The organism is Burkholderia sp. Se-20378 (genome assembly GCF_017104665.1).
Taxonomy (GTDB): domain Bacteria; phylum Pseudomonadota; class Gammaproteobacteria; order Burkholderiales; family Burkholderiaceae; genus Burkholderia; species Burkholderia lata.
Genome location: NZ_JAAGPG010000088.1, coordinates 1 through 22,651, shown reverse-complemented (window position 1 = coordinate 22,651; position 22,651 = coordinate 1). Strand labels below are relative to the sequence as shown.

Annotated in this window: 19 protein-coding genes and 2 pseudogenes; 17 read left to right on the top strand and 4 right to left on the bottom strand. The window is 66.1% G+C overall.

What is annotated here, in order from left to right; translation table 11 throughout:
- A pseudogene (locus G3N93_RS12640) lies at positions 1–226 on the bottom strand (SGNH/GDSL hydrolase family protein); the annotation flags it as partial.
- 199 nt (positions 227–425) lie between these two features.
- On the opposite strand from G3N93_RS12640, the gene paaA reads away from it, so the two are divergent.
- From paaA to G3N93_RS12600, 8 genes are all read left to right on the top strand, one after another.
- A complete protein-coding gene (paaA, locus tag G3N93_RS12635) occupies positions 426–1,424 on the top strand; it encodes a 1,2-phenylacetyl-CoA epoxidase subunit PaaA (RefSeq protein WP_174939972.1) in 999 nt (332 codons plus the stop codon).
- 47 nt (positions 1,425–1,471) lie between these two features.
- Positions 1,472–1,756 carry a 1,2-phenylacetyl-CoA epoxidase subunit PaaB gene (gene paaB, locus G3N93_RS12630; protein ID WP_027788585.1) on the top strand — a complete coding sequence of 95 codons (285 nt, stop codon included), beginning with the start codon at positions 1,472–1,474 and terminating at the stop codon, positions 1,754–1,756.
- A gap of 10 nt (positions 1,757–1,766) precedes the next feature.
- Positions 1,767–2,570 carry a 1,2-phenylacetyl-CoA epoxidase subunit PaaC gene (paaC, locus tag G3N93_RS12625; RefSeq protein WP_174947352.1) on the top strand — a complete coding sequence of 268 codons (804 nt, stop codon included), beginning with the start codon at positions 1,767–1,769 and terminating at the stop codon, positions 2,568–2,570.
- Between the two features lie 23 nt (positions 2,571–2,593).
- Positions 2,594–3,154, top strand: a complete 561-nt coding sequence (gene paaD / locus G3N93_RS12620; protein WP_206133134.1) for a 1,2-phenylacetyl-CoA epoxidase subunit PaaD — start codon at positions 2,594–2,596, stop codon at positions 3,152–3,154.
- 5 nt (positions 3,155–3,159) lie between these two features.
- Positions 3,160–4,248, top strand: coding sequence for a 1,2-phenylacetyl-CoA epoxidase subunit PaaE (gene paaE, locus G3N93_RS12615; RefSeq protein WP_174939979.1), 1,089 nt, complete (start codon positions 3,160–3,162; stop codon positions 4,246–4,248).
- Between the two features lie 128 nt (positions 4,249–4,376).
- Positions 4,377–5,201: a DUF1835 domain-containing protein gene (locus tag G3N93_RS12610; RefSeq protein WP_206133133.1), complete on the top strand. Its 825-nt coding sequence runs from the start codon at positions 4,377–4,379 to the stop codon at positions 5,199–5,201.
- Positions 5,202–5,217: 16 nt separating this feature from the next.
- A complete protein-coding gene (locus tag G3N93_RS12605) occupies positions 5,218–5,823 on the top strand; it encodes a TetR/AcrR family transcriptional regulator (RefSeq protein WP_006482923.1) in 606 nt (201 codons plus the stop codon).
- Positions 5,824–6,065: 242 nt separating this feature from the next.
- Positions 6,066–6,713 (top strand): GNAT family N-acetyltransferase, encoded by a 648-nt coding sequence (locus G3N93_RS12600; RefSeq protein WP_164462503.1) that lies wholly within the window; start codon positions 6,066–6,068, stop codon positions 6,711–6,713.
- Positions 6,714–6,771: 58 nt separating this feature from the next.
- Here G3N93_RS12600 and G3N93_RS12595 read toward each other — a convergent pair whose 3' ends face one another.
- Positions 6,772–7,296 carry an Lrp/AsnC family transcriptional regulator gene (locus tag G3N93_RS12595; RefSeq protein ID WP_011655746.1) on the bottom strand — a complete coding sequence of 175 codons (525 nt, stop codon included), beginning with the start codon at positions 7,294–7,296 and terminating at the stop codon, positions 6,772–6,774.
- A 212-nt stretch (positions 7,297–7,508) separates the two neighbouring features.
- Between G3N93_RS12595 and hppD the strand changes: the two genes are divergently transcribed.
- Entirely contained in the window at positions 7,509–8,606 is a 1,098-nt protein-coding gene (gene hppD, locus G3N93_RS12590) for a 4-hydroxyphenylpyruvate dioxygenase (RefSeq protein ID WP_011350655.1), read from the top strand.
- A gap of 130 nt (positions 8,607–8,736) precedes the next feature.
- Here the strand turns inward: hppD and G3N93_RS12585 are convergent, their stop codons facing one another.
- Complete coding sequence (locus G3N93_RS12585) at positions 8,737–8,931, bottom strand: hypothetical protein (protein ID WP_046547411.1); 195 nt, start codon at positions 8,929–8,931, stop codon at positions 8,737–8,739.
- Positions 8,932–9,261: 330 nt separating this feature from the next.
- Here G3N93_RS12585 and G3N93_RS12580 point away from each other — a divergent pair, with 330 nt between their 5' ends.
- Positions 9,262–12,852: an indolepyruvate ferredoxin oxidoreductase family protein gene (locus G3N93_RS12580; RefSeq protein WP_174947350.1), complete on the top strand. Its 3,591-nt coding sequence runs from the start codon at positions 9,262–9,264 to the stop codon at positions 12,850–12,852.
- Positions 12,853–13,003: 151 nt separating this feature from the next.
- On the opposite strand, the gene G3N93_RS12575 is transcribed toward G3N93_RS12580, so the two are convergent.
- On the bottom strand, positions 13,004–15,274 hold the full coding sequence (locus tag G3N93_RS12575) for an NADP-dependent malic enzyme (RefSeq protein WP_011350652.1): 2,271 nt from the start codon (positions 15,272–15,274) through the stop codon (positions 13,004–13,006).
- Between the two features lie 460 nt (positions 15,275–15,734).
- On the opposite strand from G3N93_RS12575, the gene G3N93_RS12570 reads away from it, so the two are divergent.
- From G3N93_RS12570 to G3N93_RS12540, 7 genes and pseudogenes are all read left to right on the top strand, one after another.
- On the top strand, positions 15,735–16,421 hold the full coding sequence (locus G3N93_RS12570) for an orotate phosphoribosyltransferase (protein ID WP_011350651.1): 687 nt from the start codon (positions 15,735–15,737) through the stop codon (positions 16,419–16,421).
- A 239-nt stretch (positions 16,422–16,660) separates the two neighbouring features.
- Positions 16,661–17,254, top strand: coding sequence for a YbhB/YbcL family Raf kinase inhibitor-like protein (locus G3N93_RS12565; RefSeq protein WP_206133132.1), 594 nt, complete (start codon positions 16,661–16,663; stop codon positions 17,252–17,254).
- Positions 17,255–17,495: 241 nt separating this feature from the next.
- Positions 17,496–18,068, top strand: coding sequence for a flavodoxin family protein (locus G3N93_RS12560; RefSeq protein ID WP_206133131.1), 573 nt, complete (start codon positions 17,496–17,498; stop codon positions 18,066–18,068).
- A 154-nt stretch (positions 18,069–18,222) separates the two neighbouring features.
- The gene (argC, locus tag G3N93_RS12555; RefSeq protein ID WP_174947346.1) at positions 18,223–19,173 is read left to right on the top strand and encodes an N-acetyl-gamma-glutamyl-phosphate reductase; all 951 of its coding nucleotides are present in this window, start codon (positions 18,223–18,225) and stop codon (positions 19,171–19,173) included.
- A 435-nt stretch (positions 19,174–19,608) separates the two neighbouring features.
- The gene (locus G3N93_RS12550; RefSeq protein ID WP_174939985.1) at positions 19,609–21,030 is read left to right on the top strand and encodes a DUF2957 domain-containing protein; all 1,422 of its coding nucleotides are present in this window, start codon (positions 19,609–19,611) and stop codon (positions 21,028–21,030) included.
- Positions 21,031–21,169: 139 nt separating this feature from the next.
- Positions 21,170–22,411: a DUF2957 domain-containing protein gene (locus G3N93_RS12545; protein WP_174939986.1), complete on the top strand. Its 1,242-nt coding sequence runs from the start codon at positions 21,170–21,172 to the stop codon at positions 22,409–22,411.
- An 18-nt stretch (positions 22,412–22,429) separates the two neighbouring features.
- A pseudogene (locus G3N93_RS12540) lies at positions 22,430–22,651 on the top strand (OmpW family protein); the annotation flags it as partial.

Here is a 22,651-nt window from a genome sequence, read left to right as displayed (position 1 = left end):
CGGCGCGCCCCGACACGGTCGGATAGACGACCTGGCGCACGGCGCGCCCGGCCACGTCGGGCGCGCGATAGAGCGGCGGCGGTGCGGCAAGGTCGGGAATCGGCTGCAGCGCGGTCGCCCACGCGGCCACCCATCCGGCCGGTGCGGCCGAGGCCGACGCCACGAGCGGCGAGACAAAGACGGCCGCGCCCAGCACGGCCGCGGCGATACTGCTTCGGAATGACATCGGCAAAATCCTCGTCGGAAAGCGGGCATTGTGCCGCAGAAGGCGCGAACCCCACGCGCCGAACCACCATCACGCGACCCGATCGCGCCCCGACGTGCCTCGTTTACCCGAGTCTCACCGCAATTCCTCAAGAAATTTATTAACCGACCGGTCGGTTGGTTTATACTTCGCACACATTCAACCGGACGAGAACCTCGCCATGTACACGCAATCCCTCGACATCCCCGGCAACGTCGCGCCACTCGACGCCGCAGCCGAGTCGCCCGAGCAGGCGCGGTTCGATGCGGTCATGGCCGCCGACGGCAAGATCGAACCACAGGACTGGATGCCCGACGCCTATCGCAAGACGCTGGTGCGCCAGATCTCGCAGCACGCGCACTCGGAAGTCGTGGGCATGCTGCCCGAAGGCAACTGGATCTCGCGCGCGCCGAGCCTGAAGCGCAAGGCGATCCTGCTCGCGAAGGTCCAGGACGAAGCCGGCCACGGCCTCTATCTCTATAGCGCGGCCGAAACGCTCGGCGTATCGCGCGATTCGCTGATCGACGCACTGCACGCCGGCAAGGCGAAATACTCGAGCATCTTCAACTACCCGACGCCGACCTGGGCCGACGTCGGCGTGATCGGCTGGCTCGTCGACGGCGCCGCGATCATGAACCAGATCCCGCTGTGCCGCTGCACGTACGGCCCGTACGCGCGCGCGATGATCCGCGTGTGCAAGGAAGAATCGTTCCACCAGCGCCAGGGCTTCGACGCGCTGCTGTCGATGATGAAGGGCACCGACGCGCAACGCGCGATGGTCCAGCAGGCCGTGAACCGCTGGTGGTGGCCGGTGCTGATGATGTTCGGCCCGAGCGACGCCGATTCGGTCCACAGCAATCAGTCCGCGAAATGGGGCATCAAGCGGATCACGAACGACGACCTGCGGCAGAAGTTCGTCGACGCGACGGTCGACCAGGCGAAGGTGCTCGGCGTGACGCTGCCCGACCCCGACCTGAAATGGAACGAGGCGCGCGGCCATCACGACTACGGCACGATCGACTGGGACGAATTCTGGCGCGTGGTCAACGGCGACGGCCCGTGCAACAAGGAACGCCTCGCGACCCGCGTGAAAGCACACAACGACGGCGCATGGGTACGCGAAGCCGCACTCGCCCACGAAGCAAAGCGCCGCGCGCGCGCCGAACAGCACGCCGCCTGAGCGGCGGCACACCATCGAATTCAGGATTCAGGATTCAGGAGAAAGTGATGAACAAGGAATGGCCGATCTGGGAAGTGTTCGTGCGCAGCAAGCAGGGGCTCGACCACAAGCATTGCGGCAGCCTGCACGCCGCCGACGCGTCGATGGCGCTGCGCATGGCGCGCGACGTCTACACACGCCGCCAGGAAGGCGTGAGCATCTGGGTGGTGCCGTCGTCTGCAATTACCGCGTCGGATCCGAGCGAGAAGGCCGAGCTGTTCGAACCGGCGGGCGACAAGATCTACCGTCACCCGACGTTCTACACGCTGCCCGACGAAGTCAACCACATGTAACGCCCGCGCCATGACGATCACGCCCGAACACCTCTCCTACGTGCTGCGCCTCGCGGACAACACGCTGATCCTCGGTCAGCGCAATGCCGAATGGTGCGGCCACGGCCCGATCCTCGAGGAAGACATCGCGCTCACCAACATGAGCCTCGACCTCATCGGCCAGGCGCGCATGCTGTATACGCACGCAGCCGAACTCGAGCGCCAGCTTACCGGCGCGACGAAGACCGAGGACGACTACGCCTACTTCCGCACCGAGCGCGAGTTCGCGAACTTCACGCTCGCCGAGCTGCCGCATTACGGCCCGCTCGCCGGCACTGCGCACGCCGACAAGGACTACGCGGTGACGATCGTGCGCAACTTCCTGTACTCGGTGCTGATGCTGCACGTGTGGACCGCGCTCGAAACGTCGACCGACACGCAGCTCGCCGCGATCGCCGCGAAATCGGTGAAGGAAACCCGCTATCACGTGCAGCACGCACGCGAGTGGCTCGTTCGCCTCGGCGACGGCACCGACGAATCGCACCGTCGCGCGCAGGACGCGCTCGACTACCTGACGCCGTACACGCGCGAATTCTTCGCCGCCGATGCAATCGACGACGCGGTCGCCGCCGGGGGCATCGCCCCCGCGCCGGCCACGCTCGAAGCGGCATGGCGCGCGGACGTGGACGACGCGCTCGCGGAAGCGACGCTCACGCTGCCGGCCCCCGTGCAGCATGTAACGACCGGCAAGCAGGGCGAGCACTCGGAGCACATGGGCTACCTGCTCGCGGAACTGCAAAGCCTCGCACGCCAGCACCCTGGCGCGACCTGGTAACCCCGACGCCACGGAGCCCGACGATGTCCGTCCAGACCGCCCCCGCTCATGTCGCGCCCGCCACGCACCGCGACGATCCGCTGCTCGCCCGTGCATGGGACGTGCTCGAAGCCGTGCCCGACCCCGAGATCCCGGTCGTGTCGATCCGCGAGCTCGGCATCCTGCGCGACGTCCGCCGCGCGGACGACGGCCAGCTCGAGGTCGTGATCACGCCGACCTATTCGGGCTGCCCGGCCATGTCGCAGATCGCGGAGGACATCGCCGCCGCGCTGCAGGCCGCCGACCTCCCGCCGCACCGGATCGAGACGGTGCTCGCGCCTGCATGGACGACCGACTGGATCACGCAGGAAGCGCGCGACAAGCTGCGCGCGTACGGCATCGCACCGCCGGTCGGCCAGTGCGGCACCGCCGCGCCGCGGGAAAACGTCGTGCGCTTCGTGCCGCGGCCCGTCGCGGCGCCTGCGTGCCCTCGCTGCGGCTCCGCTCGTACCGAACGTCTCGCGCAATTCGCATCCACGGCCTGCAAGGCGCTGTATCGCTGCGTCGACTGCCGCGAACCCTTCGACTACTTCAAACCTTATTAATCGATATGGCGACCCCGCAATTTCATCCGCTGCGTATCCGCGACGTGCGGCCCGAGACCGCCGACGCCGTAACCGTCTCCTTCGACGTGCCGCCCGAGCTGCGCGATGCGTACCGCTTCACGCAGGGCCAGTTCGTCACGCTGAAGACCCACATCGACGGCGAGGAAACGCGCCGCTCGTATTCGATCTGCGTCGGCACGACGGACTACGACCGTGACGGCGAACTGCGCATCGGCATCAAGCGCGTGCGCGGCGGCCGCTTCTCGAACTTCGCGTTCGATTCGCTCAAGCCGGGCCACACGATCGACGTGATGACGCCGGACGGCCGTTTCTTCACGCACCTGAACGCCGATCACGGCAAGCAGTACGTCGCGTTTTCCGGCGGCTCCGGGATCACGCCGGTGCTCGCGATCGTGAAGACGACGCTCGAACTCGAACCGCGCAGCACGTTCACGCTGATCTACGGCAACCGCAGCGTCGACGCGATCATGTTCGCGGAGGAGCTCGAGGACCTGAAGAACCGCTACATGAACCGCTTCGTCCTCTATCACGTGCTGTCGGACGACCAGCAGGACGTCGAGCTGTTCAACGGCGTGCTCGACCAGACGAAATGCGCGGAATTCCTCGACACGCTGACGCCGGCCGATGCAATCGACGAGGCATTCATCTGCGGCCCCGCGCCGATGATGGATGCGGCCGAAGCCGCGCTGAAGACAGCCGGCGTGCCGCAGGCGAAGGTGCACGTCGAGCGCTTCGGCACGCCGCTGCCGCAGGCCGGCACGCCGGTCGTCGAAATCACCGACCAGACGCCGGCTGCCGACCTGGAAATCGTGCTCGACGGCAAGAAGCGCAAGCTGCGGCTGCCGTACCAAGGCGTGAGCCTGCTCGATGTCGGCCTGCGCGCGGGCCTCGCGCTGCCGTACGCGTGCAAGGGCGGCGTGTGCTGCACGTGCCGCGCGAAGGTGCTCGAGGGCGAAGTGCGGATGGAGAAGAACTACACGCTCGAAGAGCATGAAGTGAAGGACGGCTTCGTGCTCACGTGCCAGTGCCACCCGATCAGCGACAAGGTCGTCGTGAGCTACGACGAGCGTTGAGCGACGTCGCGTCGCGGTGCCAGACGGTTTCTCGCCGTCACACATCTCGCTTACACTAGGGGCCGCCGGCCGGCTGGACATCGCAACGTCCGCCCGGCCGGCGGTTTTCTTTTGTTGACGACAGGCCGATGAGTACCATTCATGTGATTCAGGGCGGCACCGCCGCCGCGTCACTGCGCGAGGCACTTGCGCAAACCGGACGCGACGAGCTCGTCGTCGGGTTGCTCGATGATCTCGGCGTCGGGCCGCTCAAGGGCGCCGACGAGACGCACGACACGCGCGCCGCCTTCTGGCAGCGCGTGCTAGGCGACCAGATTCCCGACTGGAATGCAGAGATCGAAGGCGAGTTCGCGCGCCTCGACCAGCTCGCGACCGATACAGGCCAGGTGGTGGTGTGGCATGCGCCGAGCGTCGGCGACAAGTTGCTGCTGCGCCGCGTCGCCTATCACCTGCGCAACGTCCCGCAACGCCTGAACGAAGTGCGACTGTCAGCCGCCGACCTCGACTCGGCGCAGCGCGCGGCGCTGTCGCGCACCGACCAGGCGTGCGCGACCGGCATGTTCTCGCCGGCCGAGCTGGCACGGAAGCGCCCGGTGGCCGCACCGATCTCGGTGCTGCGCATCGGCCGCCTCGCGCTCGAATGGCAGGAGGCGAAGCACCTGAACGCCGAACTGCGCTACTGGGTCAGCAACACGATCAAGAGCGGCTACTACGAGGATCTCGACACGCTGATCGTCGCGCGCGCGGAAACCGACTGGCGGCCCGCGGGGCGCCTCGTCGGCAGCATCATGGCCGACGCCGACCGCGGCGGGCTGTTCGTCAGCGACTCGATCGCCTGGTGGCGTTGCCGCGAGCTCGCGGCAGCCGGCCGGCTCGAGCTGCAGGACGACGCGCCCGACGCCCTCTCTTCCACGCAGGTGCGCGCGGCCCGCGCGGCCACCACGCACCGCTAATCTTCCGCATTCGACCATGGCCCGTACCCGAGCGCCCGACCACGAATCCCAGCGCGAGCAGATCCTCGATCTGGCCGCCGAGAAATTCGCGCAGACGAGCTATCCGAGCACGTCGATGTCCGATCTCGCGACCGCGAGCGGCACGTCGAAGGCACGCCTCTATCACTATTACGAGAGCAAGGAAGCGATCCTGTTCGACCTGCTCGACCGCTACACGAAACGGCTGATGCTGATCATCGCCGAGGTCGAAGGGGCGAGCCAGCGACGCGGCCTCAGCGAGCGCGACGCGTTTGCGGAGCTGGTGCGCGCATTCCTCGCCGAGTACGAGACGTCGCACAGCCGGCACGTCGCGCTGCTCAACGACGTGAAGTATCTCGAGGACGCGCAGCGCGAAATCGTGCTCGACCGCCAGCGCGACATCGTCGCGGCGTTCACCCGGCAGCTCGCCCGCGCGTATCCGGACCGCATCTCGAAGGAAAACCAGACATCCGTGACGATGATGGTGTTCGGGATGATCAACTGGACGTTCACGTGGCTGAAGCCGGGCGGCCGCCTCGGCTACCGCGACTTCGCCGAGCAAGTGATCGACCTGATCGAGCGCGGGCTGTCGACCGCCGCCTGATTGACGCGCAGCAGCAAGCGTTGCGCGACGGGCACACTGCGACCGCCTGTTGCACGTTTCATATGACGAATTTTAAATATGTTTAAAATCAGATAGATAGTCAATTAACTAAGCAGATTTAGAATTCATCCTCCAGCTTAAACATCGTCAAATACGGGTTTTCCCCAATCCGAGGGCCAGCGGTCGGGTAAAATGCTGTTGCATTGCACAACCCGCTGTACGGTCACACTGAGGAACCCACGATGAACACGCAATTCAACGGCACTGCCGATGTCGTCGGCAACGCCGGGTCTGCGCCGGTTCTCGTCAGGGAACTGGCTTCCAAAGACCGTGAGCAAATGCTCACTCACTTTCTCTCGCTCGACGAAGAGGATCGCCTGCTGCGCTTCGGCCAGATGGTGCCCGACCACGTGATCGAGAACTATGTCCGCACGATCGACTTCGGCCGCGACACCGTGTTCGGCGTGTTCGACCACGACCTCGAACTGATCGGCGTCGGCCACCTGGCCTACCTGCCGGCCGAGGGCGACAAGCGCACGGCCGAATTCGGCGTGTCGGTGCTCGAAAGCGCACGCGGCCGCGGCGTCGGCTCGAAGCTGTTCGAGCGCGCGGCGATCCGCAGCCGCAACACGCACGTGACGATGCTGTACATGCACTGCCTGTCGCGGAACGCGACGATGATGCACATCGCGAAGAAATCCGGGATGCGGATCGAGTACGCGTACGGTGAAGCCGATGCGTACCTGTCGCTGCCGCCGGCCGACCACTCGACGATCATCGCCGAGATGCTGCAGGAACAGGCCGCGGTGTTCGACTACGCGATGAAGCGCCAGGCGCGCCGCACCACGAAGTTCATCGAATCGCTGATGCCCGCCGCGCTGACGGCGTAATGTCGGCCAGCCGGGCCGCGCCAACCGCGCGCCCGGCCCCTCCCTTCCCCACCGCGCACTAGCGCACCGAACGAATCGGCAACGCCGTCGTTTCCTTGAAGCATTCGAGCGAAAAGCTCGTCTTCACGTCGATCACCGACGGGTGATGCAGCAGATGCTCCTGCACGAAGCGGGAGAAATGCGCCATGTCCTCGACCTGCACGCGCAGCAGGTAATCCATATCCCCCGTCATCGCATGGCACGCGACCACTTCCGGCCAGGTCTGCACGGCCGCGCGAAACAGCTCCGCATGGGTCGCGCCCGCACGCGCCGACGTTTCGTCGGCCCGCACCGGCGCCAGGCCGCCGCGCTTCTCGAGCCGCACGCTCACGTACGCGAGCAGGTCGAGCCCGAGCTTCTGCGGATCCAGCAGCGCGACATAGCCGGTGATCACGCCGATCTCCTCGAGCCGCCGGATTCGCCGCAGGCACGGGCTCGGTGACAGGTTCACGCGCTCGGCGATCTCCTGGTTCGACAGGCGCCCGTTCTCCTGAAGAATCGCAAGAATCCGCCGGTCGATGGCATCCAATTCGGCTTGCGCCATCTTCTGCCCTCCATTGAATATTTAAAGACTGGAAATTGCGCCATCGTAGGTTCGGGCAATTAAGTTCGCAAGTTTACGCTCGCGGCTGCCCGCTACACTCTGTCGCACGTACCGATTCGTCGCACACGCCGCTGCGTGTGCCACGTTCGACATCGAACCAGGCTGGGCATGCGCACGTCGCCCCGGCCGATCGCCCCCACAGGAGACACGCCATGCAGATCCCGAACTGGGACAACCCCGTCGGCACCGACGGCTTCGAATTCATCGAATACACGGCACCGGACCCGAAAGCGCTCGGACAACTGTTCGAACGGATGGGTTTCACCGCGATCGCGCGCCACCGCCACAAGGACGTGACGGTGTACCGCCAGGGCGACATCAACTTCATCATCAACGCCGAACCCGATTCGTTCGCACAACGCTTCGCGCGCCTGCACGGCCCGTCGATCTGCGCGATCGCGTTCCGCGTGCAGGATGCCGCGAAGGCATACCAGCACGCACTCGATCTCGGCGCCTGGGGCTTCGACAACAAGACGGGCCCGATGGAGCTGAATATCCCGGCGATCAAGGGCATCGGCGATTCGCTGATCTACTTCGTCGACCGCTGGCGCGGCAAGAACGGCGCGCAACCGGGCGCAATCGGCAACATCAGCATCTATGACGTCGATTTCGAGCCGATCGCCGGCGCGAACCCGAACCCGGTCGGCCACGGCCTCACCTATATCGACCACCTGACGCACAACGTGCATCGCGGCCGCATGCAGGAATGGGCAGAGTTCTACGAACGCCTGTTCAACTTCCGCGAAGTGCGCTACTTCGACATCGAAGGCAAGGTGACGGGCGTGAAGTCGAAGGCGATGACGTCGCCGTGCGGCAAGATCCGCATCCCGATCAATGAGGAAGGCTCGGATACGGCCGGCCAGATCCAGGAATATCTCGACGCGTACCACGGCGAAGGCATCCAGCACATCGCGCTCGGCGCCACCGACATCTACCAGGCGGTCGATGGCCTGCGCAGCAAGGAAGTGAAGCTGCTCGACACGATCGACACGTATTACGAACTGGTCGACCGCCGCGTGCCGAACCACGGCGAATCGCTGGACGAACTGAAGAAGCGCAAGATCCTGATCGACGGCGCGCGCGACGACCTGCTGCTGCAGATCTTCACGGAGAACCAGATCGGGCCGATCTTCTTCGAGATCATCCAGCGCAAGGGCAACCAGGGCTTCGGCGAAGGCAACTTCAAGGCGCTGTTCGAATCGATCGAACTCGACCAGATCCGTCGCGGCGTCGTGCAGGACAAGGCCTGACGCATCCGACGGGCGGCTGTCCGGGGCAACCCGGGCCCGCACGATCCGGCGGCGCAAAGAAAAAGGGCGGGAATCCGAGGATTCCCGCCCTTTTTGCATTCCGGCGCGGCCCGCAGGCCGCGCGACCGGATCAACGCGCGTTCGCCTTCGACTCGACGGCGCGCTCGGCCGACGGCTGCGCGACGGCGTCCTGGGCCGGCACGATCTGCTGCATCTGCGCGCCGGCTGCCGCCAATGCGCTCGCGCCTCGCGCGTGCACCGGGCCGGTCATCGAGAAAAACGCGGCGGACACGATCAGGAAACTCTGGATATGACGTGTGTTCATTGCACCTCCTGTAAAACTGCCGGCGCCTCCCCGATTGCGTCGAAACGAACCAACGCGGCCGGGCACCTCCGGCAGGCCGACAAGATTAACGGCGTTTGCACGCAGATGGGGCCAGCTTTACATGCTTTTACATGATGTAACGCATGGTTCCGCCCTGTTTTTCTGACGCAGCGCCGCAATCTCCCCGCGTTCCAACCGATGGGCGGCGGGTTTGCCCCAGTGCTACCATCGCTTAAAACCGGCCAATATGCCGGCCACTGCCGACGCGTCCACAAGACGCCCGAAGCAGTCGAGTTTTGGTGATCCCAAACTGGGTGGAGGAGACTGTTAATGAATGCCCCGCTAGACGCAGGCCAACGCGCGTCCCTAGAAGCCGCGCTGAAGTCCGTCACGCTTGACGACAAATACACACTGGAACGCGGTCGCGCGTACATGAGCGGCATCCAGGCCCTCGTGCGCCTGCCGATGCTCCAGCAGGAACGCGATCGCGCCGCCGGTCTCAATACCGCCGGCTTCATCTCCGGCTATCGCGGTTCGCCGCTCGGCGGCCTCGATCTGTCGCTCTGGAAAGCCAAGCAGCACCTGGCAGCCCACCAGATCGTCTTCCAGCCCGGCCTCAACGAAGATCTCGCCGCCACCGCCGTGTGGGGCTCGCAGCAAGTAAACCTGTACCCCGGCGCGAAGCACGACGGCGTGTTCGGCATGTGGTACGGCAAGGGCCCGGGCGTCGACCGCACGGGCGACGTATTCAAGCACGCGAACTCGGCAGGCTCGTCCCAGCACGGCGGCGTGCTGGTGCTCGCCGGTGACGACCACGCGGCGAAATCGTCGACGCTCGCGCACCAGTCCGAACACATCTTCAAGGCCTGCGGGCTGCCGGTGCTGTTCCCGTCCAACGTGCAGGAATATCTCGATTTCGGCCTGCACGGCTGGGCAATGAGCCGCTACTCGGGCCTGTGGGTTGCGCTCAAGTGCGTGACGGACGTCGTCGAATCGTCGGCGTCGGTCGACATCGACCCGCATCGCACCGAGATCGTGCTGCCGACCGACTTCATCCTGCCGGAAGGCGGGCTGAACATCCGCTGGCCCGACCCGCCGCTCGTGCAGGAAGCACGGCTGCTCGACTACAAGTGGTACGCGGCGCTCGCCTATGTGCGCGCGAACAAGCTCGACCGGATCGAGATCGATTCGCCGAACGCGCGCTTCGGGATCATGACCGGCGGCAAGGCCTACCTCGACGTACGCCAGGCGCTGACCGATCTTGGCCTCGACGACGAAACCTGCGCGCGGATCGGCATCCGGCTCTACAAGGTCGGCTGCGTGTGGCCGCTCGAAGCGCAGGGCGCGCAGGCGTTCGCGCGCGGCCTCGACGAAATCCTCGTCGTCGAGGAAAAGCGCCAGATCCTCGAATACGCGATCAAGGAAGAACTGTACAACTGGCCCGACGGCCAGCGGCCGCGCGTGTTCGGCAAGTTCGACGAGAAGGACGGCGCCGGCGGCGAATGGTCGGTGCCGATGGGCAACTGGCTGCTGCCCGCGCACTACGAGCTGTCGCCCGCGATCATCGCGAAGGCGATCGCGACGCGCCTCGAGAAGTTCGAGCTGCCGTCCGACGTGCGCGCAAGCATCGCCGCGCGCCTCGCCGTGATCAACGCGAAGGAGATGGCGCTCGCGAAGCCGCACGTGCAGACCGAGCGCAAGCCGTGGTTCTGCTCGGGCTGCCCGCACAACACGTCGACCAACGTGCCGGAAGGCTCGCGCGCGATCGCCGGCATCGGCTGCCACTACATGACCGTGTGGATGGACCGCAGCACGAGCACCTTCAGCCAGATGGGCGGTGAAGGCGTGCCGTGGATCGGCCAGGCGCCGTTCACGGACGAGAAGCACGTGTTCGCGAACCTCGGCGACGGCACCTATTTCCACTCGGGCCTGCTGGCGGTGCGTGCGGCGATTTCGTCGAAGGCGAACATCACCTACAAGATCCTCTACAACGACGCCGTCGCGATGACGGGCGGCCAGCCGGTCGACGGCGTGCTGACGGTGCCGCAGATCACGCACCAGCTCGCGTCGGAAGGCGCGAAGAAGATCGTGATCGTCACCGACGAGCCGGAGAAGTACGACAGCCAGAAGGCGCTGCTCGCGCCGGGCGTGACGATCCATCACCGCGACCAGCTCGACGACGTGCAGCGCGAGCTGCGCGAGATCGAAGGCACGACGATCCTGATCTACGACCAGACCTGCGCGACCGAGAAGCGCCGCCGCCGCAAACGCGGCACGTATCCGGATCCGGCGAAGCGCGTCGTGATCAACGACGCGGTGTGCGAAGGCTGCGGCGACTGCTCGGTGCAGTCGAACTGCCTGTCGGTCGAGCCGCTGGAAACCGAATTCGGCACGAAGCGCCAGATCAACCAGTCGAGCTGCAACAAGGACTTCTCGTGCGTGAAGGGCTTCTGCCCGAGCTTCGTCACGGTCGAGGGCGGCCAGCTGAAGAAGCCGAAGGCCGTGTCGGTCGACGGCGACGCACTGCCGCCGATCCCTGAACCGACGCTGCCGGACATCGACCGCGCCTACGGCGTGCTCGTCACGGGCGTCGGCGGCACGGGCGTCGTCACGATCGGTGCGCTGCTCGGGATGGCCGCGCACCTGGAAAACAAGGGCGTGACCGTGCTCGACGTCACCGGCCTCGCGCAGAAGGGCGGCGCCGTGATGAGCCACGTGCAGATCTCGCACGCGCCGACCGACATCCACGCCACGCGGATCGCGATGGGCGAAGCCGACCTCGTGATCGGCTGCGACGCGCTCGTCACGGCCGGCGACGAGTGCACGTCGCGGATGCGCCACGACACGACGCGCGTGGTCGTCAACAGCGCGCAGACGCCGACCGCCGAGTTCATCAAGAACCCGAACTGGTCGTTCCCCGGCCTGTCCGCGGAAAACGACATCCGTGCGGCGGCGGGCGAAGCCGTCGATTTCATCGACGCGAACCGCTTCGCGGTCGCGCTGCTCGGCGACGCGATCTACACGAACCCGTTCGTGCTCGGCTACGCGTGGCAGAAAGGCTGGCTGCCGCTCACGCTCGCGTCGCTCGTCCGCGCGATCGAGCTGAACGCGGTATCGGTGGAGAAGAACCGTGCGGCATTCGACTGGGGCCGCCGCGCTGCGTACGACCTGGCGAGCGTGAAGCAGGCTGCGGCCGGTGACGCACGCCCCGCGCAAGGCGCCACGGTGATCGCGCTGCACACGAAGAAGGCGGTCGACGCCCTGATCGCGAAGCGCGTGGAATTCCTCACCGCGTACCAGAATGCCGCGTACGCGTCGCGCTATGCGGCGTTCGTCGACAAGGTGCGCGCGGCCGAGCGCACGCTGGCAGACGGCGACACGATGCAGGAGCAGTTGACCGAAGCGGTCGCGCGCAACCTGTTCAAGCTGATGGCGTACAAGGACGAATACGAGGTCGCGCGGCTGCAGTCCGATCCGGCCTTCCTCGCCCGTCTGACCGCGCAGTTCGAAGGCGACTGGAAGCTGAAATTCCACCTCGCGCCGCCGCTGTTCGCGAAGACGGATGCACACGGCCATCTCGTGAAGAAGGCGTACGGCCCGTGGATGATGTCGGCGTTCCGGCTGCTCGCGAAGGCGAAGTTCCTGCGCGGCACCGGGCTCGACCCGTTCGGCCGTACCGAGGAGCGCCGCACCGAGCGCGCGCTGATCGGCGAGTACGAAGCGCTGATCGGCGAGGTGCTCGCCAAGCTGAACGCGGCCAACCGCCCGCTCGCCCTCGAGCTCGCGGCGCTGCCGGACGGCATTCGCGGCTACGGCCACGTGAAGGAGAACAACCTGCGCGCGGTCCGCCAGAAGTGGAACACGCTGCTCGCGAAGTGGCGCGCGCCGGCCGGCGGCCAGTCGCACCAGCAGGTCGCGTAACGGCACGCGGCGGGCATTCGCGGTCCGGATGCCCGCCGGCAAGCGGCTCGCCGCTCACATCACGCCACGATAAAAAAAACGCCACGGAACGCAGGTTCCGTGGCGTTTTTCATTGCGCCGCGCCCGAAGCGCGGCACACGCTGGCGTGGACTTACTTCGTGTTCACGTTCGCGGCGGCAACAGCCGTCATGTTGATGATCCGGCGCACGGTCGCGGCCGGCGTCAGGATGTGGGCCGGCTTCGCCGCGCCGAGCAGGAACGGGCCGACCGTCACGCCTTCGCCGCCGACCATCTTCAGCAGGTTGTACGCGATGTTCGCCGCTTCGACGTTCGGCATGATCAGCAGGTTTGCTTCGCCCGACAGCGTCGTGCCGGGGAATGCCTGCTTGCGGATCATTTCCGACAGCGCCGCGTCGCCGTGCATTTCGCCGTCGACTTCGAGGTTCGGCGCACGTTCGACGATCAGCTTGCGAGCCTCGCCCATCCGGCGCGACGACGCCGACGGCGCGCTGCCGAAGTTCGAGTTCGACAGCAGTGCAGCCTTCGGCGCAATGCCGAAGCGCTCGATCTCGGCCGCGGCCTGGATCGTCATGTCGGCGAGCTGTTCGGCGCTCGGCAACTCGTTCACGTACGTATCGCACACGAACAGGTTGCGGCCCGGCAGCATCAGCAGGTTCATCGCCGCGAAGTGCTCGGCGCCCTTCGCGCGGCCCAGCACCTGCTCGATGAACTTCAGGTGGCTGTGGAACGTGTCGATCATCCCGCAGATCATCCCGTCCGCGTCGCCCAGGTGCACGAGCATCGCGCCGATCAGCGTGTTGAACTTGCGCATCGCGGCCTTCGCGACTTCCGGCGTCACGCCGTCGCGCGCGCCGATCTCCTGATACGCCTGCCAGTAGCGGTGGTAGCGCGCATCGTCTTCCGGATCGACGATTTCGAAATCGGTGCCGGCCTTCAGCTTCGAGCCGATCTTCGCGAGGCGCATGTCGATGACCGACGGACGGCCGACGAGGATCGGCTTCGCGATCTTTTCCTGCAGCACGAACTGCGCGGCGCGCAGCACGCGCTCGTCTTCACCCTCGGCGAACACGATGCGGGCCTGCTTCTGCTTCGCGGTGGCGAACACCGGGCGCATCACCATGCCGGTGCGGTAAACGGTCGCGCCGAGTTGCTCGCGGTACGCGTCCATGTCCTGGATCGGACGGGTGGCGACGCCCGAATCCATCGCGGCCTGTGCGACGGCCGGCGCGATCTTGATGATCAGGCGCGGGTCGAACGGCTTCGGAATCAGGTAGTCCGGCCCGAACTCGAGCGAGTGGCCTTCATACGCCTTCGCGACTTCTTCGCTCTGGTCGGTTTCCTGTGCCAGTTCAGCAATCGCGCGCACGCACGCGAGCTTCATTTCTTCCGTGATCGTCGTCGCGCCGACGTCGAGCGCGCCGCGGAAGATGAACGGGAAGCACAGCACGTTGTTGACCTGGTTCGGGTAGTCCGAACGGCCGGTCGCGACGATCGCGTCCGGGCGCACGGCCTTCGCGTCTTCCGGGCGGATTTCCGGTTCCGGGTTCGCGAGCGCCAGGATCAGCGGGCGGTCGCCCATCGTCTTGACCATGTCCTGCTTCAGCACGCCCGCGCTCGAGCAGCCGAGGAACACGTCGGCGCCGACGATCGCGTCGGCGAGCGTGCGTGCGTCGGTGGTTGCAGCATAGCGCTGCTTCGACGGATCGAGGTTGCCGCGCCCTTCGTAGATCACGCCCTTCGAATCGGCGACGAGGATGTTCGACTTCGTCAGGCCGAGGTTCACCAGCAGGTCCAGACATGCGATCGCAGCGGCGCCCGCGCCCGAGCACACGAGCTTCACTTCGGACAGCTTCTTGTCGACGACCTTCAGGCCGTTCAGGATCGCGGCCGACGCGATGATCGCGGTGCCGTGCTGGTCATCGTGGAAGACGGGGATCTTCATGCGCTCGCGCAGCTTCTGCTCGATGTAGAAGCATTCCGGCGCCTTGATGTCCTCGAGGTTGATGCCACCGAGCGTCGGCTCGAGCATCGCGATCGCCTCGACGAGCTTGTCAGGGTCGGACTCCGACAGTTCGATGTCGAACACGTCGATGCCCGCGAATTTCTTGAAGAGGCAGCCCTTGCCTTCCATCACCGGCTTCGCGGCGAGCGGGCCGATGTTGCCGAGGCCGAGCACGGCGGTGCCGTTCGTGATGACGCCGACGAGGTTGCCGCGCGACGTGTACTTCTGCGCGTCGAGCGGATCGGCGTGGATCGCTTCGCACGCGGCGGCGACGCCCGGCGAATACGCGAGCGACAGATCGAGCTGGTTCGACAGCGGCTTGGTCGGGGTGACCGAAATCTTGCCGGGTTTCGGGTTCAGGTGATAAGCCAGTGCGGCCTGCTTCAGTTGTTCGTCCATGATTGACCTGCGAGAGACATGCGAAATATTGACGGTTCAGTACGCAGCACCTTCGGCCGCGTCTGCTTGAATCGAGGGGATGATCGACTGCGAGACGGCACGCGACGCGCCGGGTCGGCACGCCATCGAACCTTGGCGGGTGGCAAGAGGAAAGTACAAAGTACTGAACGATTTCTAAGGGTCGCCTAGTGTACACCCCCTAAATGACGCATGTTGGTGCAGCGCCGCATCCTCCGCATCAGCGCGCGATCGGTCCGGCCCCGCTTGTTTCGCCGGTGGTGAGCCGCGCGGTGAACCTGCGCGAATTCCGCCGAAAACCGGCCTGAATCGGGTAAAATAGCGGGCTACGCGCGCAGCGATGCGATTGGCCCTCCGATCGCGCCCCGGCCCCCTGGGCAGGTTCCCCTTGCTGCGCCACCGGGCCCGCGCCCGCTCTTCGCTCATCACCCAAGGAATGCCCATGACAGGCTACGATCGTCAGTCGATCTCGGATACGACCGCCAAAATCCTGCTCGAAGTACAGGCAGTGCACTTCAACGCAGAAAAACCGTTCATCTTCACGTCCGGCTGGGCAAGCCCCGTCTATATCGACTGCCGCAAGCTGATTTCGTATCCGCGCGTGCGCCGCGCGCTGATGGAAATGGCTGAAACGACGATCACGCGCGACATCGGCTTCGAGCAGATCGACGCGGTGGCGGGCGGCGAGACGGCCGGCATCCCGTTCGCGGCATGGATCGCAGACCGGATGATGGTGCCGATGCAGTACGTGCGCAAAAAGCCGAAGGGTTTCGGCCGCAACGCGCAGATCGAAGGCCATCTGGAAGAAGGCTCGCGCGTGCTGCTGGTGGAAGACCTGACGACCGACAGCCGCAGCAAGATCAACTTCGTCAACGCGCTGCGCACCGCAGGCGCGACGGTGAACCACTGCTTCGTGCTGTTCCACTACAACATCTTCAAGGAAAGCGTGTCGGTCCTGAAGGACATCGACGTCGACCTGCACGCACTCGCCACGTGGTGGGACGTGCTGCGCGTCGCGAAGGCATCGGGCTACTTCGAGACGAAGACGCTCGACGAAGTCGAGAAATTCCTGCACGCACCGGCCGAGTGGTCGGCGGCGCACGGCGGCGCGACGTCCCCGAAGGACTGACGCCGCGCCGGCCCGCTGGCCGGCGTCCTGGCCGAACAAGCCGCCCGCTTCACGCGGGCGGTTTTTTTTCGCCCGCCGATTCGCGCAGGAAACGATCGCGACCATGGGTCGCGGCGTGCATCGCTCATCGAACCCTAATGCTAGACTTGATCCATCGCTGCCATCAGCTGCGCAGGCAACGCACCACGCCAACAACGCCGGACGCATCGGTCCGGCCCACGTGACGGGAGAAGCGCCATATGCGTGTGGATCGCCGGATCACTCCGCCTGCGCCATCGGGTCGCCCGTCGCCGTTCCTCGCCGCCCTCCTTTACGCCGCCGCCCTCACCGCCCTGCCCGCGCATGCGGAAGGCCCGTTCACCGTGACGAGCGACGACCTGACACCGGGCGGGCGCGTCCGCGCCGCGAACGTGTTCGACCGCGGCGACTGCAAGGGCGGCAACCACTCGCCGCAGCTCACCTGGCACAACCCGCCGCCCGGCACGCACGGCTACGCGGTCACGATCTTCGATCCCGATGCGCCGGGGCACGGCTGGTGGCACTGGGCCGTGGCCGGCATTCCGGCGACGGTCACGAGCCTGCCCGCCGACGCGAGTGCGTCCGGGTTCCTGCGGCGCATCGGCGCGAGCGAGGCGCGCAACGACTTCGGGATCGACGGCTACGGCGGCCCGTGCCCGCCGCCCGGCAAGCCGCACCGCTACGTGATCACCGTCTACGCGCTGAAGGGCGACGACCTGCGCGTCGCGCAGGGCCGCCCCGCGCCGATGTTCGAGCACGAGATCGGCACGCTGGCGATCGGTACCGCGCAACTCACGGTCAGCTACGGGCAATAGCGCGTCGTCACGGGCGCCGGGCATCGCGCGCTGCACCGCACCGCACCGCACCGCACTGCGATCGCCTGCCGCCGCGACATTCCGTACGCCGCAGCCACGCGTCTTCCCGTCATTTCGGCTTGCTAGACTCGTCGTCACCGGTCGCGGCGCCACGCCGCGCATCCGTCGCGCCGCCCACCGGCGACGCATGACGCGGCGAGCCTGCGGTCCGCCGTTCCCGTTCCTTTCCGGAGAACGCTTCATGTCGAACATCGTCATCGTCTATCACAGCGGCTACGGTCACACGCAGAAACTGGCCGAGGCCGTGCACGCGGGCGCGCAGGAGGCCGGTGCGACCGTGCGCCTGCTCGCCGTCGGCGACGTCGACGACGCGGGCTGGGCCGCGCTCGATGCGGCCAACGCGATCGTCTTCGGCGCGCCGACCTACATGGGCGGCCCGTCGGCGCAGTTCAAGCAGTTTGCCGATGCGACGTCGAAAGCGTGGTTCACGCAGAAATGGAAGGACAAGATCGCCGCGGGCTTCACGAACTCCGCGACGATGAACGGCGACAAGTTCTCGACGATTCAATATTTCGTCACGCTGTCGATGCAGCATGGGATGGTGTGGGTCGGCACGAGCCTGATGCCGGCCAACTCGAAGGCGGCCACGCGCAACGACATCAACTACCTGGGCGGCTCGACGGGCCTGCTCGCGCAGTCGCCGGCGGATTCGACGCCCGACGAAGGCCCGCTGCCGGGCGACCTCGAGACCGGCAAGGCATTCGGCCGGCGCGTTGCCGAAGCAACCGCCCGCTGGGTCGCCGGCCGCGGCTGAACACGTCCTGGCGCGCGCTCCGGCGGGCGCCAAAGGGACACAAGACGGCCCGCCGGCCGTCTTTTTTTCGCCCCGCGCGGTGCAGGCCCGCCGGATGACGTCTTAAAATAGCGGTTTCAGGGCGCGGGCCCCCGTTTCATTCAGTGAGAGCGAAATGAGCACCAAAGTTTTTGTCGACGGCCAGGAAGGCACGACCGGCCTCAAGATCTTCGAATACCTGTCGGCACGCAGCGACATCGAGATCCTGCGCATCGATGAAGCGAAGCGCAAGGATGTCGAAGAGCGCCGCCGCCTGATCAACGCGTCGGACGTCACGTTCCTGTGCCTGCCGGACGTTGCATCGCGCGAATCGGCCTCGCTCGTCGAGAACCCCAACACGACGCTGATCGACGCGAGCACCGCGTTCCGCACCAGCGCCGACTGGGCGTACGGCCTGCCGGAACTGACCCGCGCGCAGCGCGAGAAGATTCGCACGTCGAAGCGCATCGCCGTGCCGGGCTGCCACGCATCGGCCTTCGTGCTCGCGATGCGTCCGCTCGTCGAGGCAGGCATCGTCGCACCGACGTTCGCCGCGCACAGCTACTCGATCACCGGCTACAGCGGCGGCGGCAAGTCGATGATCGCCGACTACGAAAGCGCGGCGCCGGGCGGCAAGCTCGCAAGCCCGCGCCCGTATGCGCTCGGCCTCACGCACAAGCACCTGCCGGAAATGGCCGCGCACACGGGCCTCGCGAACCCGCCGATCTTCACGCCGATCGTCGGCCCGTTCCTGAAGGGTCTCGCGGTGACGACCTACTTCACGCCCGAGCAGCTCGCGAAACGCACGACGCCGCAGGACGTGCAGCGCGTGTTCGCCGAGTACTACGCGGACGAAGCATTCGTGCGCGTCGCACCGTTCGATGCCGACGCGAACCTCGACGGCGGCTTCTTCGACGTGCAGGCGAACAACGACACGAACCGGGTCGACCTGTTCGTGTTCGGCAACGAAGAGCGCTTCGTCACGGTCGCGCGCCTCGACAACCTCGGCAAGGGCGCATCGGGCGCCGCGATCCAGTGCATGAACCTGAGCATCGGCGCGGCCGAGGACGCAGGTCTCAAACGCTGATTCAGCATCGCATGCAATGCAAAGCCGGCCACTGGCCGGCTTTTTATTTACCCGTATCAGGCAATATATAAAAAATTCCGGATCGCTCATTTACAAATATTTACAAGCTTTCCATTGCGCGATTACCAGTGAATTAATCCCACCCCCTCTTTATCCAGTCAATCCCGAATAGGGATAAACCGGATACCGTCGCTTTAAACGCTGCCGTTATACGCAGGAAGGCTCTGCGCCGGCCTGCCCGGCGTCGCACATTCCCCACTCCGGCCGCTTCCGGCAGCCTGTCTCACGTTTTAATTCTTACCGAATGCCGTGTCAGACAAGGATTCAAAACACGACACCCGTTTCAATCGCCTTTTTTAGACGGGTTCATCAATTGACAGCAAAAATCAAGGCGGCGACATTAGCTCGCACAATTAAACGATTGGAGACAGCGGCATGTCGCACGCCTTATCGAAGGGGGTGGCAACGGCCTTTGCCATTGCCCCTTTCCTGGTTGCATGTGGTGGGGGGGACGGCGGCGCACCCGCGCCGATCAATGCGCCCCAATGTTCCGGATCGAGCTGCGGCACGCAAGGGCCGCCGCCGTCACAGCCCGTCAACAGCGCGCTGTGCCCGGCCAACGCCGACATCGTGAAGAGCACGTACCTCGGCGGCGCCGGTAGCGGCGAGATCGTCAGCGTCAACATCGACGCCGTGGCGATGACCTACACGCTCAAGTGGCTCGAATCGCCGATTCCGCTCGCGACCGGCACGGTCACGCCGAGCCGCGCCGGCACGACGATCACCGGTGCGGTCATGCACCCGCCGACCGGCGTGCTGCCGACCGCGGAGCAGACGCGCTGCGCGTTCATCCTGACACCGGGCACGGGCAAGGCGCCGAGCGGCGCCACGTATTCGACGGCCGCCGACTTCAACCAGGCGAACCCGCCGATGCTGCTGGTCGGCATGGGCGTCGCGGGTGGCGGCATTCCGGGTGCGACGGTCCAGTACGACGGGCTGACGATCATCCCGGGCCTCGTGCAAAACGTCGGCCAGGTGCCGAACCGACACTTCGACTTCTATCCGTTCCTCGGCTTCGCGAACACGACGACGGACATCTCGAAGCTGCCGGGCACGTACAACGCGCTGATCTACCACCTCGTGCCGTCGGGCAACTACGCGACGAAGGGCACGAACTCGAGCGAGACGTTCGACGCGAACGGCGCGTGCACGTCGACCAGTTCGGGCGGCTGCCAGACGACCGGCAACCCGTGGACCGTGAACACCGCGAACGGCGGCTACTTCGACAGCACGAAGGCGCCGCAGACGCTGCCGCAAACGTCGCTGCCGATCGTCGGCGCGACCGGCAAGTCGGCGACCGCGCACATGGTGATCGGCCAGCTCAACGGCGCGACGGTGCCGGTGATCGTACGCACGGGCAACGTGAATCTCGGTACGCCGCCGCTGCACACCGACGCGCAGGTCGACGACGAATCGGGCATCGCGGTGCTCGGCGCCGCGACGGCAATCACGTCGGGCGCGATCGACGGCGGCTACGCGGGTGCGGACTCGAACTTCAAGTACACGGCGGCCCTGATCCGCGGCAGCAACGCGTCGTTCATCAATCCGAGCACGCAGGCCGAGGAAGACGGCTTCACGCTCGACTACGGCCAGACGACGCCGGGCCTGCTGAACGCGACGACGACGCCGCCGAGCGGTGCGAGCTATCCGTCCGCATCGGGCGTGGTGATCGCGACGGGCGGGCTGTACGCAGCGCTGATCCAGGGCACGGTGAACGGCGGCGTCACGTCGACGTCGGCGAACTCGACCACGTCGTCGACCCCGTACTTCGGCGTGGGCGCGCAGATCAGCAAGTAGCGGACGAGGGCGCGACGGCGGGCCGACCGCCGTCGCGTAACGCACGAGCGCGCGGCACGGCGCAGGCAGGACGAGCACAACCAACAGAAGCGGCCGACAGGGAGCTGGCCGCCGCACAAGACAAATCTGGAGGAGCAACATGAAGCGCAACCTCATTCTGGCGGCGGCCCTTGCCGCCCCCCTTCTTTCCGCCTGTGGCGGCGGCGACGACAATCCGCCTCCGCTCGTCGAAGACCGGCTCTGTCCTGCCTCGCTCGACTACACCACCGTGTTTACGGGTGGCGCGGGCAGCGGCGAACTCGCGAAGGTCCAGCTCGACACGACCAAGATGACCTGGCAGGTCACCTATGTCGAATCGCCGGTGCCGCAAACGACCGGCACCGTCGTGCCGACCCGCGCGGGCACGGTCGACAGCGGCACGCTCACGCAGGAAACGCTGCTGCCGACCAACAAGCTGAACCAGTGCGCCTTCCGCCTGAACGGCGCGAGCCTCGATCCGTCGCGCCCGGCGCGCATCTTCGTCGGCATGGGCGTCGCGGGCGGCACGATTCCCGGCAAGGAGATCCAGTTCAACGGCGTGCTCGGCCAGGCCGCGGTGCCCGACACGAAATTCCCGTACTACCCGTTCATCGGCTTCTCGTCGATCGAAACCGACATCACGAAGGTTGCGGGTACATACAGTCACACCGGCTTCGGTGAAGTGCCGTCGCAGAATTTCGCGCCGGCATCGATCGACGCGAAGGTGACGATCAACGCCGACGGCAGCTGGACCAAGTGCGACACGACCGGCCAGTTCGCCGGCGGCGCGTGCACGCAGCAAGGCACGAACTTCGTGCAGTCGGCGGACGGCAGCGGTGCGTTCCAGTCGAACAACTACGCGAGCCAGTTGAAGCCGACGCTGTCGGCGACGCCGCAGGGCAAGGGCTTCATGATCGTCGGCAAGTTGCGCAACCAGCTCGTGCCGATCCTCGTGCGCACGGGCGTCGCGAACCCGAACCCGACGCCCGACAGCAACGGCGTGCCGGGCCTCACCGCCGACGACGAATCGAGCATCTCGATCCTCGCACCGCAGACGACGATCGCGGTCGGCTCGCAGAACGGCGAGTACATCGGCGTCGACAGCCAGTTCGACTACCGCACCACCGCGCTGACGAACAACCAGGCGACGCTGCTCGATCCGTTCAACGCGTCGCAGGCCTCGCTCGCGACCGCGCTCGATCTCGACTACACGCAGAAGGTGCCGGGCACGGTCACGACGATCCATACGGGCGCCAGCAGCTCGACGCCGACCGGCAAGTTCATCTTCACGGGTGGCGTGTTCGGGTTCCTCGACAACGCCGGATCGACGCCGTATTTCACGATCGGCGCATTCGTCCAGTAAGCGGAGGGGGAAGCCGTGATGAAGAAAACCCTTCTCTGCGCGGCGGCCGGCGCCGCCGTGCTGGCGCCGCTCGCGGCGCACGCGCAGAGCGCCGGCAGCAACGTCGTCACGCTGGGCTGGTTCCACGTGATGCCGCAGCAGAGCAGCACGCCGATGACGACCAACGTCGCGCCGACGCCGATCAACACGCCGCTGCGGCTGCCGCCGTCGTTCACGTCGCCGGGCACCGGGCTGCGCACA

Excerpts from the sequence above, each read along its gene's own strand:
- paaA (WP_174939972.1), top strand. The coding sequence starts at position 426 with ATGTACACGCAATCCCTCGACATCCCCGGCAACGTCGCGCCACTCGAC.
- paaB (WP_027788585.1), top strand. The coding sequence starts at position 1,472 with ATGAACAAGGAATGGCCGATCTGGGAAGTGTTCGTGCGCAGCAAGCAG.
- paaC (WP_174947352.1), top strand. The coding sequence starts at position 1,767 with ATGACGATCACGCCCGAACACCTCTCCTACGTGCTGCGCCTCGCGGAC.
- paaD (WP_206133134.1), top strand. The coding sequence starts at position 2,594 with ATGTCCGTCCAGACCGCCCCCGCTCATGTCGCGCCCGCCACGCACCGC.
- paaE (WP_174939979.1), top strand. The coding sequence starts at position 3,160 with ATGGCGACCCCGCAATTTCATCCGCTGCGTATCCGCGACGTGCGGCCC.
- G3N93_RS12610 (WP_206133133.1), top strand. The coding sequence starts at position 4,377 with ATGAGTACCATTCATGTGATTCAGGGCGGCACCGCCGCCGCGTCACTG.
- G3N93_RS12605 (WP_006482923.1), top strand. The coding sequence starts at position 5,218 with ATGGCCCGTACCCGAGCGCCCGACCACGAATCCCAGCGCGAGCAGATC.
- G3N93_RS12600 (WP_164462503.1), top strand. The coding sequence starts at position 6,066 with ATGAACACGCAATTCAACGGCACTGCCGATGTCGTCGGCAACGCCGGG.
- G3N93_RS12595 (WP_011655746.1), bottom strand. The coding sequence starts at position 7,296 with ATGGCGCAAGCCGAATTGGATGCCATCGACCGGCGGATTCTTGCGATT.
- hppD (WP_011350655.1), top strand. The coding sequence starts at position 7,509 with ATGCAGATCCCGAACTGGGACAACCCCGTCGGCACCGACGGCTTCGAA.
- G3N93_RS12585 (WP_046547411.1), bottom strand. The coding sequence starts at position 8,931 with ATGAACACACGTCATATCCAGAGTTTCCTGATCGTGTCCGCCGCGTTT.
- G3N93_RS12580 (WP_174947350.1), top strand. The coding sequence starts at position 9,262 with ATGAATGCCCCGCTAGACGCAGGCCAACGCGCGTCCCTAGAAGCCGCG.
- G3N93_RS12575 (WP_011350652.1), bottom strand. The coding sequence starts at position 15,274 with ATGGACGAACAACTGAAGCAGGCCGCACTGGCTTATCACCTGAACCCG.
- G3N93_RS12570 (WP_011350651.1), top strand. The coding sequence starts at position 15,735 with ATGACAGGCTACGATCGTCAGTCGATCTCGGATACGACCGCCAAAATC.
- G3N93_RS12565 (WP_206133132.1), top strand. The coding sequence starts at position 16,661 with ATGCGTGTGGATCGCCGGATCACTCCGCCTGCGCCATCGGGTCGCCCG.
- G3N93_RS12560 (WP_206133131.1), top strand. The coding sequence starts at position 17,496 with ATGTCGAACATCGTCATCGTCTATCACAGCGGCTACGGTCACACGCAG.
- argC (WP_174947346.1), top strand. The coding sequence starts at position 18,223 with ATGAGCACCAAAGTTTTTGTCGACGGCCAGGAAGGCACGACCGGCCTC.
- G3N93_RS12550 (WP_174939985.1), top strand. The coding sequence starts at position 19,609 with ATGTCGCACGCCTTATCGAAGGGGGTGGCAACGGCCTTTGCCATTGCC.
- G3N93_RS12545 (WP_174939986.1), top strand. The coding sequence starts at position 21,170 with ATGAAGCGCAACCTCATTCTGGCGGCGGCCCTTGCCGCCCCCCTTCTT.